The sequence below is a fragment of the Anderseniella sp. Alg231-50 genome, assembly GCF_900149695.1.
In the GTDB taxonomy this organism is placed as follows: domain Bacteria; phylum Pseudomonadota; class Alphaproteobacteria; order Rhizobiales; family Aestuariivirgaceae; genus Anderseniella.
In genome coordinates this window covers 1427805-1448157 of the sequence record NZ_LT703003.1, presented here as the reverse complement: position 1 = coordinate 1448157, position 20353 = coordinate 1427805, and the positions used below count along the sequence as shown (strand labels likewise).

At 58.0% G+C, this 20353-nt stretch carries 6 protein-coding genes; 1 reads left to right on the top strand and 5 read right to left on the bottom strand.

The genetic code is table 11. The annotated features are described in order from the left end of the window. Window positions 1-272 precede the first annotated feature (272 nt). Window positions 273-12518, top strand: a complete 12246-nt coding sequence (locus DHN55_RS06820; protein WP_108880575.1) for a VCBS domain-containing protein — start codon at window positions 273-275, stop codon at window positions 12516-12518. A gap of 352 nt (window positions 12519-12870) precedes the next feature. Here DHN55_RS06820 and DHN55_RS06815 read toward each other — a convergent pair whose 3' ends face one another. From DHN55_RS06815 to DHN55_RS06795, 5 genes are all read right to left on the bottom strand, one after another. Then, on the bottom strand, window positions 12871-14634 hold the full coding sequence (locus DHN55_RS06815; RefSeq protein WP_108880574.1) for an ATP-binding cassette domain-containing protein: 1764 nt from the start codon (window positions 14632-14634) through the stop codon (window positions 12871-12873). A 152-nt stretch (window positions 14635-14786) separates the two neighbouring features. Beyond that, complete coding sequence (locus DHN55_RS06810; RefSeq protein ID WP_108880573.1) at window positions 14787-15761, bottom strand: NAD-dependent epimerase/dehydratase family protein; 975 nt, start codon at window positions 15759-15761, stop codon at window positions 14787-14789. Window positions 15762-15826: 65 nt separating this feature from the next. Beyond that, complete coding sequence (locus DHN55_RS06805; RefSeq protein WP_108880572.1) at window positions 15827-16834, bottom strand: NAD-dependent epimerase/dehydratase family protein; 1008 nt, start codon at window positions 16832-16834, stop codon at window positions 15827-15829. A gap of 183 nt (window positions 16835-17017) precedes the next feature. Further along, window positions 17018-18976, bottom strand: coding sequence for an asparagine synthase-related protein (locus DHN55_RS06800; RefSeq protein ID WP_108880571.1), 1959 nt, complete (start codon window positions 18974-18976; stop codon window positions 17018-17020). A 144-nt stretch (window positions 18977-19120) separates the two neighbouring features. Then, window positions 19121-20296 (bottom strand): nucleotidyltransferase family protein, encoded by a 1176-nt coding sequence (locus DHN55_RS06795; RefSeq protein WP_108880570.1) that lies wholly within the window; start codon window positions 20294-20296, stop codon window positions 19121-19123. Window positions 20297-20353 lie beyond the last annotated feature (57 nt).

Genomic DNA, 20353 nt, shown 5'->3' with positions numbered 1-20353 from the left:
GTCGATTTGTCGAGCGATTGTTTAAGGCCTGGTGAGTATCGGTATATGCACCACGGATCCGGCATAAATTGGGCTTGCAGGACACGGACTTTCTCAATTTCGATTCCTCTGTAAAGACTCTTTTAGGGCTCTCCCGGTAGTTTTGCGCGGCTGGGATTCCGTTCATGCGGGTTCCTGAGTGCGTAAACCCACTGGAGCGACGGGTAGTTGGTCATGTGTATTGAGTCAGTAAATCGGCGTATCGGAGCCGGTCACAACCGAGATGTCCGATAATGAGTATAGACGGCGACGGCAACGACAATATCCTCGATGGAACATCCGGTAACGACACGATTAACGGATTTGCCGGGGATGACACCATCAATGGCAATGACGGCAACGACATCATCAATGGTGGCGATGACAATGACTGGATCGATGGTGGTCTCGGCGACGACATAATCGACGCCGGCGACGGCGATGACATCGTCATTTACGATGCCAATGACACCACACTGGCGGTTGGCGGCGCCGGCAGCGACATCCTGGCGTACAATGACGGCGAGTTTGACGACACCCGTGATGTTTCCCTGCAGGGTTTCGAATTTTCAGCGGAGCGATACACCGACGGCACGGACGATGTCTATGATGTCTACGATCTGTCCTTCAATTACGTCGAAGAACGCCGATACCACAATGACGGCACATACACACTTACCGTATTCGATTTTGACGACACCCAGACCTGGTCTGAATGGATCCGTATTTTCGATGCTGCCGGCAATGTAACGTACGAGGAATTCGTCGATGACAACAATGGCGGTGGCGGCAATCCCAATACCGCGCCTGAGGATTTTGCCGGGGTCACCGAAGACCTCGTCCTGACCGTTACGGGTAACCTGTTTACCGATGATCTCATCAACAATCCGGCAGGCGTCTATGTGCTCACCGAGGTTGCTGGCGTTGCGGTACCAGGCACCGGCACGGTGTTCATAGTCGGGACGTACGGAACCCTGGAAGTCGCGGCAAACGGCGATTACTCATATATTCTGGACAATTCTCTGGTTCAGGATTTCACAGCAGACGATATCATTCCGGATACCTTTGCCTACAACTTCACTGAAGACGGCAACCCCCTGAATACTGACCTGATTGTCGAAATTACAGGCAACAATGACGCTCCGGTTGCCAGCGACAACACCGCCACCGTGCAGGAAAACATCACACTGTCGGCTACCGGCAACGTTATCACCGATGACGACGGGTTCGGCGTAGACAGCGACATCGAGAACCAGCCCATCGGCATTGTCGAAGTCAACAGCATCAACCTTAATCCGACCGGCACAACACTGGTTGCCGGAACATACGGCACCCTGACCATTGATGGTGTCACCGGCGACTACACTTATGATCTGGACAACAACCTTCCTGCAGTCCAGGCACTGGATTTTGGCGATACGCTGGTTGATTCCTTCACCTACAGCCTTACTGACGGCAGTGTTGTGACGACAGCGGACCTTGATGTCACGATCGAGGGCTCGGACGTAAGTGTTCAGGCTTTCGCAGATGTCAACTCTGTCACGGAAGATGACGTGGTAGCGGCCACCGGCAACGTGCTCGACAACGACTCTGGTGTCGGCATTACCGTCATCAATGTCGACTCTACCGCGGTAGCAACGTCCGGCGATACGGTGATTGCAGGTGCTTATGGTACTTTGACCATCAGCGCCGATGGCAATTATTCGTATCTGGTCGATCCCGCTTCCAGCGCGGCTCAGGAACTCAAGGACGGTGAAACTCTTACTGAGACGTTCACCTACACTGCTGAAAACACCTTTAACAATACCGAAAACTCAAACCTGACCATCACCATCAACGGCGTGAACGATGTCGCTGTCGTGACAGGCGATGACACGGCTGAAGTAACCGAAGATCTCGGTAATCCGCCGTTCGATCTGGGTATCCTGGTCGTAAATGACGCCGATGCCGGAGAATCATCATTCCAGGCCGGAAACTACAACGGCACTTACGGTGTCGTCGCCCTCACCGCCGCTGGCAGTTACACCTATACCCTGAACAACTCCGACCTGCTCGTGCAGTCCCTGGGTGCAGGCATCACTGCAACAGATACGGTTACCGTTCAGGCATTTGACGGATCGACGCATAACGTTACGGTCACCATAACCGGCGTCAATGACGTGGCGGTCGTCGGCGGCGATGACCAGGCAAGTGTTACCGAGGATGACGACCCGCTTACCCTCACCGATTCCGGGGTCTTGACGGTTGCTGATGTCGACACCGGCGAAGCCGAGTTCAACCCCGAAACAATAGCCGGCACTTATGGTTCTCTGACCATAGATGCGCTGGGCAACTGGACCTATTCTGCCGATAATACGCCGCTGGTCATCCAGCAGCTTGGCGCCACCGCAACCCTGACCGAGACCATCACTGTCTCGACCCTCGATGGTACGACCCACAATATCGACGTCGTGATCAACGGTACCAATGATGCCGCGATTATCGGCGGTGTGGATACCGGCAGTGTCAAGGAAGAAGACGACCCGGTAACGCTGACGACGACCGGCACACTGACCATTTCCGACATTGACCTCGGCGAAGAAGTCTTCAATGCCAACACGACCCCGGGCTCATATGGCTCTTTGACCATAGATGCCCTGGGCAACTGGACCTATTCCGCAGACAACACCCTGCCGGCCATCCAGGCACTTGGTGAGGGTTCGTCCCTGATCGACACCATCACAATCCAGTCGATTGACGGCACGACCCACGATGTAACCGTCACCATCAACGGTACCAACGATGCTGCGGTTATCAGCGTCGGCGTTCTGCCGGAAGTGACCGAAGACGACGCGCCTGTAACGTTGACAGGGCTTGGCACGATCAACATTACCGATGTTGACACCGGCGAAGCACAGTTCACGCCCGGAAACCTCAACGGTTTGTACGGAGTACTGACGCTGGATGCTGCCGGCAACGCATCTTACGCCGCAGATAACACACAAACGGTCATCCAGTCACTTGGTGCGGGAAGCACCTTGACCGATACCATCACTGTTACCTCCGTCGACGGTACGACCTTCGATGTGAATGTAGTGATCAATGGCACCAATGATGCTGCCATTATCGCCGGTGTGGACACCGGTGACGTGACCGAAGACGGTGGCTTGGCTGAAGTTGCATCCGGCACCCTGACCATCTCCGATGTCGACACTGGTGAAGAGCTGTTTACGACAGGCGCTGCCGCCGGCACCTATGGCTCTTTGACCATAGACGCTACAGGAAACTGGACCTACACGCTCGACAACGCCAACACCGCCGTGCAGGCACTGCCCGCCGGCGCCACCATTAACGATACCGTGACGGTAGCCGCCATTGACGGCACGACCCATGACATCATCGTCACCATCACCGGCACCAATGACGCTGCCGTTATCGCCGGTGTGGACACCGGTGACGTCACCGAGGACGGTGGTGTGCTTCAGGTCACATCGGGCACCTTGACAATCTCGGACGTGGACACCGGTGAAGAACTGTTCAAGCCCGGCACCTATAGTCCTGGAATCGTTGAATATAATGGCGAGACCCAGCTTTCTGTAAACCAGGACAACGCCTATCAGTTCAGCGATGGCGTCAATCCGCCTGTCGTCCTGACCCAGAGCGGGACCGAGGTCGGCCCTGACCGCTATGCCGGCTGGTCTGCCCTGCAGGTTGAAGCGACGGACACCGGATTTGACGTGCTGTGGCAGGGCCCTAACGACGTCTACGCAGTCTGGCAGACCGATGCCGCAGGCGTCTATATAACGTCCACCCCGTACTCACCCGCGTCCCTGCCCAGCCTGGAGCCGCAGTTTTCTGCCGATCTTGATGGTGACGGCTTTATCGAAGGCGAGACAGCTCCCCAGTTGCATGCCGGTGCCTATGGCTCTGTAACCATCGACGCCTCGGGCGCCTGGACCTACACGCTCGACAATGCCAATGCGACCGTTCAGGCTTTGCCGGTTGGCGCCACACTGAATGACACCGTTACGGTGTTTGCCGTCGATGGCACCGCCCATGACATCACTGTCACCATCACCGGCACCAATGATGCCGCCGTGATCGCCGGCGCAGACACTGGCAACGTCACCGAGGACGGTGGTGTGCTTCAGGTCACATCGGGCACCTTGACAATCTCGGACGTGGACACCGGTGAGGAACTGTTCAAGCCCGGCACCTATGGTCCGATGACGGTTGAATCCAACGGCGAGATCCAGCTTTCCGTCAACCAGGCCAACGCCTATGAGTTCAGCGACGGCGTCAATCCGCCTGTCGTCCTGACATCGAGCGGGACCGACGTCGGGCCTGACCGCTGGGTCGGCTGGTCGGCCTTGCAGGTTGAAGCGACGGATACCGGGTTTACCGTCCTCTGGCAGGGGCCCAACGACGTTTATACAGTCTGGCAGGTCGACGCCACAGGCGCATTTATATCTTCCAGCACCCTGTCACCGGCAGCCCTGCCCGGCCTGGAACCGGTCTTTGCCGCCGACCTTGACGGCGACGGGTTCATCGAAGGTGAAGCGGCTCCCCAGTTGCATGCCGGCACTTATGGCTCGCTGACCATCGACGCTGCAGGTGCGTGGACCTACACGCTCGACAATGACAACGCCACCGTGCAGGCCCTGCCGCTCGGTGCAACCTTGAATGACACCATCACCGTCATGGCCGTGGATGGCACTACCCACGACATCACCGTCACCGTCACTGGTACAAATGATGCCGCGGTGATCGCCGGTGTGGATACCGGCAACGTCACCGAGGACGGCGGCGTGGCCGAGGTCACATCCGGCACCTTGACCATATCGGACGTCGACACCGGTGAAGAGCTGTTCAGCAACGGCAATGCAGCCGGCACCTACGGGTCCCTGACCATCGATGCAGCAGGCAACTGGACCTACACGCTCGACAATGCCAATGCAGCCGTGCAGGCGTTGCCACTCAATGCCACCATGAACGATGTGGTCACGGTAACCGCCATCGACGGCACCACCCATGACATTACCGTCACCATAACCGGTACCAATGACGCCGCAGTGATCGCCGGCGTGGACACCGGCAATGTAACCGAAGACGGTGGTGTGCTTCAGGTTACATCCGGCACCTTGACCATTTCCGACATCGATACCGGTGAGGAACTGTTCACGGCAGGTGGTGCAACCGGCACATTTGGTTCTGTAACCATCGATGCCAACGGCAATTGGACCTACACACTCGACAATGCCAACGCAGCCGTGCAGGCGCTGCCGCTAAACGCCACCATGAACGATGTTGTCACGGTAACCGCCATTGACGGCACCACCCATGACATCACCATCACCATCACCGGCATCAATGATGCTGCCGTCATTGGCGGTGACGACCAGGGCGCGGTCACGGAAGACAACGACCCGCTGACCCTGACTGACACAGGCTTGCTGTCAATTTCGGATGTCGACACCGGCGAAGCCGTGTTCACAGCCGAAACCATTGTCGGCACGCTCGGGTCCCTGACGATAGACGCTGCAGGAAGCTGGACATATACGGCAGACAATACCCAAACTGCGATCCAGTCTCTGGGTCAGGGTGAAACGGCTACCGATACCATCACGGTAAGCGCAGTTGACGGCACCACACACAATATCGATGTTGTGATAACCGGCATCAATGACGCACCGGAAACCGGTGTCGATGACATTGGTACGATAGTCTCGACCGGAACCACGATCCTCATTTCGACCTTGCTGGCCAACGATACGGACGCCGAAGGCGATACCCTGTCGCTGACCGAGATTGACGGCAGTGCCATCGCGCCCGGCGGCAGTGTTGTCGTTCGCGACGGCACGGTCACCATGTCTGCGGATGGGACGACGCTCACATTCGTACCGACACCGAGTTACTCCGGGCCGACCAGCTTCAACTATACCGCGTCTGACGGCATCGATACCGGCGAGGGCACTGTGACGACAGTGGTTGAAGCCGTTGCCGGCGATGACAGCCTGGTGGTCAGCGAAGACGCCTTTGGTACAGTAAATGTGCTGGCCAACGACGACGTGATCATCGAATTCGTCACCGGATTCACCATCACGACGCAACCTGCAAACGGCTCACTGGTCGTAAATCCAGACCTGAGCGTCACCTATACGCCTGATCCAGATTACAATGGTCCGGATCAGTTTGAATACCAGTTCACCGGCATGTCGGCCGGTCTCGAATATGAGTTCTACAGACGCGCGCCTGATGACGATACGGTCCACAACATTACCGACGAAAATCTCACCGCCACCGGGATTGCGACCGAATTCAATGTCAGCGAAATAGCTTTTGATTTCCAGAACAACACCAACACATACGGCTTCAGGTACACAGGCCACATCTACATTGAGACACCGGGCCTCTACACCTTCTCGACCACATCGGATGACGGCAGCAATCTGTCGATTGACGGCAATGAGATCGTTGACAATGACGGCGTACATGGTGCTGTGACCGAGTCCGGCCAGCTGAATGTAGTTGCCCCCGGGTATTATCCCATTGAAATACTGTTCTTCCAGGACAGAGGTGATGACCTTCTGGAAGTCACCGTTTCCGGGCCCGATACCGGTAATGTGGAAATGGACCTGTTCGCTTCCGGCCTGGTGGGTCATTCGCTGCGCACGGACACGGCAACCATCGACATCACGGTAAATCCTGTGAATGACGCCGCAGCGATTGCCGGTGTAGTCGACGGTTCGGTGATCGAGGACGAGACGGCACCGGACTTGACCACATCGGGCACCCTGACTATCTCCGATATTGATGATCCGTCAGAAGAAACCTTTGTTGCAGGTACTTTCAATGGCACGGTCGGCGACATTACAATCGACGCTGCTGGCAACTGGACCTACACCGCGCAGTCCGACAATTCTGCAATCCAGGCACTTGGTGCCGGTGAAACCCTGATAGACACCGTCACGGTGTCATCGGTGGACGGTACCCAGCAGGACATCATCATTACAATTACCGGTACCAATGATGCTGCTGTCATCGGCGGCGGTGATACCGGCGGCGTCATTGAGGACGGCGGTGCGGCTGAAGCCGTATCCGGCGCCTTGACCATATCAGACGTTGATACGGGTGAAGAGCTGTTCACCAACGGCACTGTGGCCGGGACTTATGGGTCGTTGACAATAGATGCCAATGGCAACTGGACCTACACGCTCGATAATGCCGATGCAGCCGTTCAGGCCCTGCCGCTCGGCACCACATTGAATGACACCGTCACGGTATCTGCCATCGATGGCACGACCCACGACATCAACATCACCATCACCGGCACCAATGATGCCGCTGTGATAACCGGCGTGGACACCGGCAACGTAACCGAAGACGGCGGCGTGCTTCAGGTCACATCAGGCACTCTGGCCATTTCCGATGTCGATACCGCGGAAGCGTTCTTCGTAGCCGGTCCGCCCATCGGCACAATCGTGGAGGCCAACGGCGAGATTCAGCTCTCCGTCAACCAGGCCAACGCCTACGAATTTAGCGACGGCGTCGGTGCGCCGGTCACCCTGACATCGGGCGGAACCGACGTCGGGCCTGACCGCTGGGTCGGCTGGTCGGCCCTGCAGGTTGAAGCGACGGATACCGGGTTTACCGTGCTGTGGCAGGGACCCAACGACGTCTACACCGTCTGGCAGGTCGACGCCTCGGGCGCATTCATATCTTCCAGCACCTACTCACCGACAGCCCTTCCTGGATTCGAGCCGGTCTTTGCGGCCGACTTTGATGGTGACGGGCTTGCCGGAACCGAACTTGCAACCCACCATTATGCCGGCAGTTACGGGTTGCTGGTCATTGATTCAGCAGGAGCGTGGACCTACACGCTCGACAATGACAATGCCGCCGTGCAGGCCCTGCCCGCCGGCACCACCATGAACGACATAGTCACGGTATCTGCCAAGGACGGTACGACCCATGACATCACCGTAACCATTACCGGCACCAATGACGCTGCCGTTGTTGGCGGTGTAGACACCGGTGACGTTACCGAAGACGGTGGCGTGGCTGAAGTCACCTCCGGCACCCTGACCATCTCCGATGTCGACACCGGTGAAGAGCTGTTTACGGCAGGCGCTGCTGTCGGCACCTATGGCGCTTTGACCATAGACGCTGCAGGTAACTGGACCTACACGCTCGACAATGCCAATGCAGCCGTTCAGGCCCTGCCTCTCAACGCCACCATGAACGATACCGTCACGGTAGCTGCCATTGACGGCACGACCCACGACATCATCGTCACCATCACCGGCACCAATGATGCCGCCATGGTTGGCGGTGTGGACACCGGAGACGTCACCGAAGACGGCGGCGTGCTTCAGGCCGCATCCGGCACCCTGACCATCTCCGACATCGATACCGGTGAAGAGCTGTTCACTGTCGGCACTACCGCCGGCACCTATGGTTCTGTCGCGATAGACGCTGCAGGCAACTGGACCTATACGCTCGACAATGCCAATGCCACCGTACAGGCCCTGCCGCACGGTACTACACTGAATGACACCGTGACGGTAACCGCCGTTGACGGCACGACCCACGACATCACCATCACCATCACCGGCACCAATGATGCCGCCGTGATCGCCGGCGTGGATACCGGCAATGTCACCGAAGACGGTGGTGTGCTTCAGGTGACCTCCGGCATCCTGACTATTTCCGACGTCGATACCGGCGAGGAACTGTTCAAACCCGGCACCTATAGCCCCACGATTATTGAGTACAATGGCGAGACCCAGCTTTCCGTCAACCAGGACAACGCCTATGAGTTCAGCGATGGCGTCAATCCGCCGGTCGTCCTGACCCAGAGCGGAACCAATGTCGGGCCTGACCGCTATGTCGGCTGGTCTGCCCTTCAGGTTGAAGCGACGGATACCGGGTTTGACGTGCTGTGGCAGGGCCCGAATGACGTCTATACGGTCTGGCAGACCGACGCGGCGGGCGTCTATATAACATCCACTCCATACTCGCCGGCATCCCTCCCCGGCCTGGAACCGGATTTTGCAGCCGACCTTGACGGCGACGGGTTCATCGAAGGCGAAGCTGCTCCCCAGCTGCAGGCCGGAACTTATGGTTCAGTGACCATCGACACTGCAGGTGCATGGACCTACACACTCGACAATACCAATGCCGCCGTGCAGGCCCTGCCGCTCGGCGCCACCATGAATGACACTGTCACGGTTATGGCCATTGACGGCACCACCCATGACATCACCGTCACCATCACCGGCACCAATGACGCTGCCGTTGTTGGTGGTGTGGATACCGGAGACGTCACCGAAGACGGTGGTGTGGCTGAAGTCACAACCGGCACCTTGACCATATCGGACGTCGACACCGGTGAAGAGCTGTTCACCGGCGGCAATGTAGCCGGCACCTACGGCTCCCTGGCCATCGATACGGCAGGCAACTGGACCTACACGCTCGACAATGCCAATGCAGCCGTGCAGGCCCTGGCTGCCAACGCCACCTTGAACGATGTGGTCACGGTAACAGCTGTTGACGGCACCACCCACGACATAACCGTAACCATAAACGGCGCCAATGATGCTGCGGTAGCTGCAGATGAAGCACCTGTGGTTGTCGCGCCCGGCCAGACAGTCAATATCGACGTGCTGGCCAATGATACAGACCCGGACGATGTCAGCCTGGCGGTCACCGGCATAATCGACCCGGCAGATCCGGCGATCGTGTTGCAGTTTGACGGCTCGTCGCAGGTGACACTGGCATCAGGCACAGTCATCGAACTGATGGGCGACGGCACCCTGAACGTCACCGAAGGCGTCATCCCGGCTGACATCGAAACCTTCCAGTATCAACTCACTTCAGGTGACGGTGATATTGCACAAGCCACCGTGACACTGCACATCGACTCCGATGGCGACACGATTGCAAACCTGGTCGATATCGACGATGACAATGACGGCATTATCGACATCAACGAGGCCGTGCAGTCTACCGGTTCCGACAGCGGGATCGACGGGGCGCTTTTGTCCGGTGATGTCTCATTCGGTATTTCAAGCGCCGACCTGAACGACCAGGACGGCGATCATGTTCTGACCTCGGTCACGGTAAACGGCAAGACATTTACCGACTTCGTGCTGCCGGACAGCTATGGCCACAACTTCACCGCCAGCGTTGACCTGACCTACCAGAAAGATGGATCGACCGAAGCGTCGTTCTCCGGATCTGCCGACTGGAACGCAGACATTCTGCCCGCCTTCCAGTCCACTGACCTGAACGATTATCAGGAATCCAGTTCCGACTTTAACGCCGGCGACTATTACGAACTGAACTACAACACACCCCTGTTCGTCACCGCAGGCACTTTTGTCGGCGTAACCGAGCGTGGCGGCAACAACCCGGTCGAAATCAGGGCCTATGATGATCAGGGCAATCCCCTTGGCGACAAGATCCTGGTCAGCGGTACGGATTACCTGGACACCGGGGCCCGGCAGAACAGCACCCAGAATGCCGAGATGGCGATCTATGCACTGGATGACCTGGCTCCTGTGGGTTCGGACATTGCGTCCATCCGGGTATTCATTCCTGACAATTCCGGCGGACCTGACGGCAAGGTTTTTGTCTTCGGTGATGGTGTCGCCTTCGGCGGCGGCAATCGCCTCGACATTGATTCAGACAATGACGGCATCACCGACAATGTCGAAGCACAGGCAACAGACAACTATATCGCCCCGTCCGGCGTGGACCTGGATCAGGATGGCCTTGATGATGCCTATGACGCCAATGTCGGTTCAACCGACGCGGGCCTGAGTGCAGGCCTCACGCCGGTTGATACCGACGGAGACGGGTTTGCGGACTATGTCGATTTCAACTCCGATAATGATGCACTGAACGACGCTGAAGAACGCGGCGACGGCGGACCGACGTCATCCACCTCGACAGCAGATGCCGACGGTGACGGCCTGCTCGATGTCTTCGAGGGCAGCGACGTCAATGACGGCTTCGACGTCAACGATGAAAACATTGACGACGTCAGCGGTGATTTCAACCTGGGCGGCGTTCCCAACCTGCTACCGGACGGTTCCAACGCGGATGCCTCGATCGACCTGTCGTTCCGCGATGTGAACGACGCACCAGTTGCGGAAGACAATGCGGCAGGCGTGAGCGAGGATACAAACCTTGATCACACCGGAAACGTCCTGACCGACGATGACGGTGCCGGTGTCGACAGTGATGTTGAAGGCGACAGCCTGATTGTCACCAATGCCGGCCAGAACCCGGTTCCCCTGTTTGGGTCGCTAACCATCGTTGGTGTATACGGCACACTGCAGATCACCAGAAGCGGCAGCTACACCTATACGCTGGACAATGCCAATGTCGCAGTGCAGGCCCTGGCAGCCGGTGAGACGTTCACCGAGGTCTTCGATTACGAGATCAGCGATGGATCGCTGACCTCTACGGCCAACCTGACCATCACCATCAACGGCACCGCAGATGCGCCGGTGATCACCCAGGGCGACGGCAACGACAACGACTTGTTCGGTGCCGACAACAACGACATCATCGACGGGCTGGACAGCAATGACACCATCACCGGGTTCGGCGGCGACGATACACTGAACGGTGACGGCGGCGACGACATGCTGAACGGTGGCGCAGGCGCCGACACACTCAATGGCGGCAGCGGATCCGATACACTCATCGGCGGCGCCGGTGCCGACGATTTGGACGGCGGCAGTGACTTCGACTGGGTGTCCTACCGCACCGCAACCGAAGCGGTCACCGTCAATCTGGCGGATACCAGCCTGAATACCGGTGATGCTGCCGGCGACCAGTATACCGCAGTGGAAATGTTTGAAGGTTCTGCTTTCGACGACACCCTGACCGGAGATGATACAACCAACTTCCTGGCAGGCGGCGAAGGGGACGACATCCTTATCGGAGGCGCCGGAAACGACGCCCTGATTGGTGGACTTGGCGCCGATGTTCTCAATGGCGGTGAGGGTTTTGACAACATTTCCTACGTGTTCGCCGCATCAGGAGTGACGGTGGACCTCTCCAATTCAGCCAACAATACCGGTGAAGCCTTCGGTGACACCTTCATCGACGTGGAGATGGTTCAAGGCTCCGCCTTCGGCGACACCATTACAGGTGACGCGGGTGTCAACTGGATTCATGGCCATACCGGAAATGACGTCATCGATGGCGGCGCCGGCGCAGATATCCTGTTCGGCAATGATGGATCGGACACTTTGACTGGCGGCACCGGAGCCGACACGTTCTACTTCTTCACAGACGAAACCGGCACCGACACGATTACAGACTTTGAAGACGACGTGGACCAACTCAATCTGCAGTATCTCGGGTTGTTCTCCACAACCCAGCAGGTTCTGGACGCTGCTTCAAGCAACGGCGCTGACACGGTGATTGATCTGGGCGGCGGTGATTCCATCGTCCTGCAGAACTTCGCATTCTCCAACTTCAATGAAACCGACTTTCTTGTATAGGTGAAGATCAGGGTTTTGGCGGGTACAGCTCTTGTTGACTACACATTAAAGGTACCCGCCGCCTGACTTTAATCGTCGATTAACCAGAATCATCAAATCCTTGCCTCACCTTAAAAATCTGGCTTGGAATATTTATCGTGGCTTTCAAGACGAACACCCCAAAGGTTTGGGTCAGACCCAGACTTATGTGCATCAACATTGCCGAACTCACAAAATTCTCTTGCGGCAGTGGGACGGATACAATCAATCCCGGCGCCAGCCAGCCACCAAATTGCTAACTGGCCACCTGACAAGACCGGCAACCAACAACGCTTGCCAATCCCTCAACCAAACGGATACACGCATCCGGCTTTCACGATCGCATCCCGCTGACCAGGTCCGGTTTTTCACCGGCGGTTGATTGCGACGGGACATGGGCTGACAGGCAGCCGTCCTGCAGTGTGTAGAGCTTGTCGGTCCACGACAGCGATGACAGGCGATGCGCGACGACGACAATTGTCGTGTGCGGGCGCAGCCCCTGAAGCGTGGCAACGATAGCCGCTTCATCGGCAGGATTGAGCGCACTTGTGGCTTCATCCAGAAACAGCACGCCGGGTTTCAGGTAAAGCGCCCTGGCCAGCGAAATTCGCTGGCGCTGGCCGCGCGACAGGCGACTGCCACGATCACCCAGCAAGGTATCAAGCCCACCGGGAAGCTTGCGCACAATTTCGGCGGCCCCGGCCATTTCAAGCGCGGCCCAGATCTCCGCGTCACCGGGATCGTCGTCAAACGGCGCGACATTGAACCTGACATTTTCATTGACCAGCTGAGCATCCTGCAAAACGTAGGCTACCGTCTGCCGCCATGCCTTGCGGCGCGTGTCGTCGAGCACCTCGCCATCGACACTAATTCGCCCGCCAGTCGGCATCAGCAGTCCCGACATCAGGTCAAGCAGGGTGGTCTTGCCCGCACCCGACAGGCCGACAAGCCCGGTTGCAGAGCCTGCCGGCAGTTCGATGCAGATGTCCTGCAGAACCTGTGTTTCGCTGTTGGGGTAAACATAAGCCACGTTCTCAAGCACAAGTGAGTCGCGAAACGGCACTGAAATCATGGCACCGGCCGGCAGGTTTTCACCGTGAGCTTGCGCTGCTTCGCGCAAGTCATGAATGCGCCTCCATCCCGGCATCATCGCCAGCAGGTCACGCACCGCGCGCTGCAACTCCCCGGCACGCGGAAACAGGCGGGCAAAGATGATGATGAGCGCCACCGGTTCGACACTCAGTGTTTGTGAATAGGAACTCACCAGCCAGATCAGTGCGGCCAGCATGAAAACCGCCGCGAGATCATGCACCAGGCCTGCCTGGGCACCGTTTTTGGCCCGCAGGATCATCGCCTCAACATATCGCTGCGACAGATCATCGAACCGTTTGTCAGCCTGTTCCTCACCGGCTGCTGACTTGATTGACTTGAGATCGTCAAGTTGATGGCGAAACCGCTTGAACAGGTTTTCCAGCAGTGAAACCGAACGCTCGCTGAGGCGGTAGGCCCTGAAATCAAATCCCAGTATCGGCAGGGCCATTGCCAGTGCCAGTGCCGTAACGATGAGTGTCAGGCGCGCATCGATCAGCAGAGCCGTTGCCAGGCTGATCGCTACGGCAAACAGGCTGGACGCAAGCCGGGCCAGGGCACCGACACCGAATGCCGCGTTTTCCGACTGTATCGACAGCGAATGGTTGAGCACGCCGCTGTCCTGCATGGCAAGAAACGGCCAGTTGGCCCGCGTAACCGCGCGATGTGTTGACGCCCGCAATTCATGGAGAAAACTGTACTGCAGCCGGGCAGCCGCGAGGTTGTATGCAAAACCGACGGCCGCCCGGGCAACCATCAGCCCCACAAAAACCAGCAATACCGAGCGCAGCGACAGATCAAGACCAAGCCGGTCAAACGCGGAACTGAGAACGCCTGTGAACCAGCTCGTCTCTCCCTGCGCGGCAACGCCAACCAGGGCCAGGAGCGGCACCAGCAGGATGAGGCCAAGCCCTTCGGCAAGGGTTCGCACGACAAGCAGCACCACATTCAGGGCCAGCAGGCCCGGGCGGAATTTCCAAAGACTCAAGATGAAGCTTATGAATGACATCCCAGGAACAGTCCGCTGCGAAATAGTCAGGCAAATTCGAAACACCGGCCACCAGCCGATTCGATTGCAATACAGCCTATAGCAACATGCGGTCACACGAACTCATAAAGTTGCTCCAACACACCGCAACCCCTCCGGCCGTACACTGCGGCTCATCGGCTATCGGCAAGTTCCGGCAGCAGCGCCTTGAAATAGTCAATCGTCCAGCCAAGGCCCTTTTCCAGGTCGACCGCCGGTTGCCAGTCGAGGGTCCGTCTCGCCAGCGCAATATCCGGCTGGCGTTGTTTGGGGTCGTCCCGCGGCAATTCGCGATAGACGATGTCCGATTTCGACCCGGTCATCTCGATGGCTTTTTCCGCCAGTTCCTTGATGGTGAACTCGGCCGGATTGCCGAGATTGACAGGTCCGGTGATTTCCGGCCCGGTTGCCATCAGGCGCAGAAGTCCTTCGACCAGGTCATCAACATAGCAGAAAGACCGGGTTTGCGATCCGTCACCGAAAATGCTGATGGGTTCGTCGCGCAGGGCCTGCATGATGAAGTTTGAAACCACCCTGCCGTCGGCAGGATGCATGCGGGGACCGTAGGTGTTGAAGATACGGGCAACCTTGATCTCAAGCCCGTGCTGGCGGTGATAATCGAAGAACAGCGTTTCCGCACAGCGTTTGCCTTCATCGTAACATGATCGCGGCCCGATCGGATTGACATTGCCCCAGTACTCTTCCGGCTGCGGATGCACGACCGGGTCGCCATAGACTTCACTCGTCGAAGCCTGGAACACCTTGCATCCAAGTCGTTTGGCAAGTCCCAGCACATTGATGGCGCCGTGCACGGAGGTCTTGGTGGTCTGAACCGGGTCGTGCTGGTAGTGCACCGGTGATGCCGGACAGGCGAGATTGTAAATCTCGTCCACCTCCACATAGAGAGGGAATGTCACGTCATGACGCATGAACTCGAAACGCGAATGATTGTGAAACTGATCGATGTTGCGCTTGGTGCCGGTAAAAAGGTTGTCGATACACAACACATCGTGGCCCTGTTCCAGCAACCGGTCGATAAGATGGGAACCGATGAAACCGGCTCCTCCGGTCACCAGGATACGCTTGCGGTTGTCATACAGTCTGGCCAATTGGGTTTCTTCTCTTGAAGTTCAGGTTTCCGGATCAGGCTTGCGGGGCCATTGATCCTGTGCCGTTACAGGCCGAAATAATCACGATACCAGCGGGCAAAATACGCGATACCATCGTCAACACCCACCTTCGGTTTGTAGCCGGTCAGCTCTGACAAAGCCGAAACATCACCCCAGGTATCGCGCACATCGCCGGCTGCCATGCCGGTAAAGTTGATCTGCGCCTTAACGCCCAGCGAGTTTTCGAGGCACTTGATATAGTCCATGAGCTCAACCCGTGTGCCGGATGCGATATTGACCAGCCTGTGCGGTGCAACCGGGCTCGTGCCAAGCTGCGCCGCCTGGCCGTCAACGACTGCCACCGGTTCGGGTGTTGTCGGCATCAGCCCCACCACAGCGTCAACCACATCGCTGACATGAGTGAAATCACGGGTCATCTTGCCATGATTATAGACTTCAATAGGTTCATCCTTGAGCATGGCGTCGGCAAACTTGAAAAACGCCATGTCAGGACGGCCCCATTCGCCGTAGACCGTGAAAAACCGCATGCCTGTCATCGGCAGCCTGAACAGGTCCGAATAGGAATGAGCCATCATCTCATTGGATTTCTTGGTTGCCGCGTAGAACGACACCGGATGTTCCACCGGGTGACTTTCCGACCACGGCAGCGTGGTATTGGCCCCATAGACGGAACTTGTTGAGGCGTACAGGAAGTGCATCGGCTTTGCGGCACGCACCAGCTCCAGCATATTGCTGAACCCCACCAGATTGCTGTCTATGTAGGCTTGCGGATTTTCAAGACTGTAGCGGACCCCGGCCTGCGCCGCCAAATGCACCACGATCTCCGGATCGGCTTTCTGCCAGACGTCCTGCAACGCAGCGCTGTCACACAGATCGGCTTCTGCGACCGGAACACCGGCCGTGCGCAGATTCTCCAGGCGCGCGCGCTTCAGCGCGATGTCATAGTAGGGCGACATGTTGTCGAAACCTGTCACCTCATGGCCGTCCGCCTTCAGGCGGCGGGCCAGATGAAACCCGATGAACCCTGCAGTACCGGTAACCAGGACGCGCAATGAAAAACCCTCCTAAAAAATTCCAGCCCCTGCAAACACGACAGGAATGGAACGCGGTCGCGAGTGCTTATAGCGCTCGTTTGGCGGCGTGTCCTGCGTTGTTTTCGAGCAGCCCACGGGTTTAGGGCGCCGGATCCATTAATTATCCATTCTGCGGGAGGACAAGTTTAATGAGTCCTGCCCCTAGCGGTTGGATCCCTTGGTACGCCGTACCAGGCGGCCCGCCGCAATCGCCGAACAGATGCCGACAGGTATGAACGCATAGCCGCGGTCCTTTGAACCGAACGGTGTTTCAGCAGGCCAGTCATCCAGGTATGCCTGGATGAGTTTGACATCGATAAATCTGGCTGTGTCCGGGTCATCCGAGAGTGCTTCCAGCTCTTCGCGAAGGCGCGGCAGGTCCCAGGTTAGACGCGCATGCCAGTCGATTACCTGTTCACCACCACCCGGGTTGTCGAGAACCGATGCAGGCAGCTTGTCTTGCATCATCCGGCGGATCATCCAGCGGTTTTGTCCGAAACGCCGCGACTGGGCCTCCGGCAATCCAAGCGACCACTCGATAAGCCGGCGGTCTGAAAACGGGTCTCTGGTCTCGACATTGTACATGGCACGCAACGCCTGGTGAATATCGGCTCGCTCGTGCGAAAAGCTGCCGGTAAAGAGCTCCCCTCTGACGCGCCGGGTATCGCGCACGGGTGTTGAAAAGAAATCCCAACCATAGTGCGCCATGCGATCTTCGACATGCATTTCCCGGGCAAAGTCGGGATTGATCACCGACCGCCGCCGCCACAGCGGCAAAGAACCCCGATCACCCCTGAGCTGTGCATAACGTCGATGCACCCAGTCCGGTGCAATCCGGAACAGCAGCATGTGAGTGAGCCTGCGGTAGACACCTTTTGCACCTCCGGGGCCTGCAAAAACATCACGCAGCAGGTTCGCGTAATCTCCGTTTTGCCAGCGTTCGAGCAGAACCCCCTCGCCGCTCCAGCTCAACGACATGTTACCCATGCCGCCATCGAGCAGAACATTCAGGCCCTGGTCCCGCGCAGCCATGTTGATGTCGTGGATCCAGCACAGGTTGATCGCGTTGCGCGGGGCGACACCGGAATAGTCCAGAAAATCGTCGAGCTGGTGAAACAGCCCGTGACCTTCCGATCGGACAAAATGCGGCTTGATGCGCGGGTGCAAATTGCAAATATCCTCGATGAACGGGGTTTCATCTCCGTAGGATCCGTCCCGGCAGCGACCGTCCCAGTCCCTGGAAGGCACCCAGGTAAACGCCGGCAAGGCCTGGTTGTCAGACAAATGATCCAGTGCAGTTACCGCAACCGACGATGAATCAAGCCCACCGCTCAGGAACGTGCCGACCCGCGGCTCGCCTGCCACCTGCGACCTGACCGCCTCATTGAACAGTTCAAGACCGGCCTCCACATAATCTTCATCGCGCGCATAGCGCACGTCCGGCACCTCATCGAGACTCCAGTATCTCGTGCTCTCCGTCTTTGCCGGACTGACGCGAAACAAATGCCCCGGCAGGACGCGCCTGATGTCCTTGTAATAGGTGCGTTCTCCGTCATGGAACAGCTGCACAAGCTGGTCGGCAATCTTTTGCTCGTCTATCGCACGCTCGACATCGGGCAGCGAGAGCACGGCTCGCGGCGCCGATGCGACGACAACACGCTGTGGCGTTTCGTGATAACACAGTGCTCTCAGACCGATGTGATCGCGGCATGCCAGAAGGGTCTCCTCATGGGCATCCCAGCATATGAAGGAAAACTCCCCGGACCATTTTTTTACAGCAGCATCGCCGCCCATAAGCCAGGACTGAAATGCCAGATCGGCATCAGATACCCTATCTGACCGGAAGCTCGATCCGCCCAGATCCCGGGCAATTTCCGCCCGGTTGGCCAGTCGGCCATCAAACACAAACAAATGCCGGCCGTCGTTTGCCTGCAGCGGCTGGCTTGCCTTGTCGTCCATGCCGGTTGTGCCGCGCAAGGCAAACACAACACCGCATGAGCCGGACGTGCGGACAGTCTGCGCTGTCCGGCCGTATGGACGCAGTCCCTGGCCCAAACGTTCAATCACTGCGCGTTCGGCAGGCCGTCCATCCTTCCAGAAAATCGCCCCTATCCCGCTCAAGCAATCATCCTCATGGCAGCACTGTTCACTGCTTCTGCAAACCGGCGTCTGCAGGCACAGTAATTCTTGTAGCAGTTGATTCGGGCTTCGCCTGCCTGGTTTTCACCGGAAGATTCCGCAATAAACCAGCAGCGAGCACACCCATTACGGGCGGGTCAGGTAGCGCCACGCCGAAAACGGCAGGCCCAGCACAGCGTACAGCGGCTGCCAGGCCAGCCCCAGGCCCAGCGCGCGGGCATCGCGCGGGTCTGCAAGAACCTGGAAAACATCGTGCCAGGCAGCCTTCAGGGAGCCGCCCAGAACAGCCCTGCGAACCGTTCCGGCAATTTCCCGCGGCAGGTCCGCCAGGCGGCGGGTGTCGTCGCCAAAATCTGCCTCCTCGATCCGGGCTATTGCCCGGGCAACCCCGGCGCTAAGGCGGCGTTCCTGTATCGGCAATCCGGTTTCACCCTCAATACCCGCATACAGGGCGCCAACCAGCTCCTTTGTACGATCAACTGCGGTGACGGCGCCCAGCTCGGACGGTAACCAGTCCGGATCCGGTATCATCTGCTCTGCTCTGGTGACAGCCTTGGCGGCATCATCGATCCATTTCAGGACGAAATAGCTGTGATCAACAGCGTGACAACACATGTAGGCAGCCATGTCAGCCGGGCCGAGTGTGCGGATATTGCCGACCTGCAGGGCAACCTTCTCGGCGGCCTGCCACAACCGGTCAAACCGGACATCAAACCAATATGGATTGTGGGTCAGGCGATGATGCAATTCGACCGCCAGCCCCATGTCAGGCGATACCCATGTGAACGCGTGTGCCAGGTACATCAGTGTCGGTTGCGCCCGCGAGTTCACCTCGAAACCCGGCCAGTCCTTGCGGTAGCCGGCAGCGGCAAGTGCGGCTTCGGCGGATGCCATGTCCTCTGCCGCCACCAGAATGTCGATATCGCTGGACACGCGCTGGTTATGCACATCGCCATGCAGCAGGCGGCCCGCCGCAACTCCCTTGAACGCCAGGGCGCGAACGCCTGCCGCCGCAAGCAACTGGATCACCTGCACTGTGCCCACTTCCTGGGCGAGGTTTCGGGTGACGATGTCACGCCGGTAGCAGTCCAGCATGAGCATTGTTTCTTCCGGCACCATGGCCAGACCTGCCCGGCTGATCCTCGTGGCTGCCAGCGCACCGAGCTTGTGTGCCCGTGCCAGCGAACCGAACCGCTGCCAGTCAATCCGGTCACGCAACCGGTCATGAGCCGCAACAAAGGCCATATCCGATTCACAGGCCGCCATCAGCAGGCTAAGTTCGCAGGAAAGTTGAACCGGCATGGGTTTAGAACACTTTCGCGTTGGTATCCCCAGGTCTGCCGTTCAACCCTTGAACAA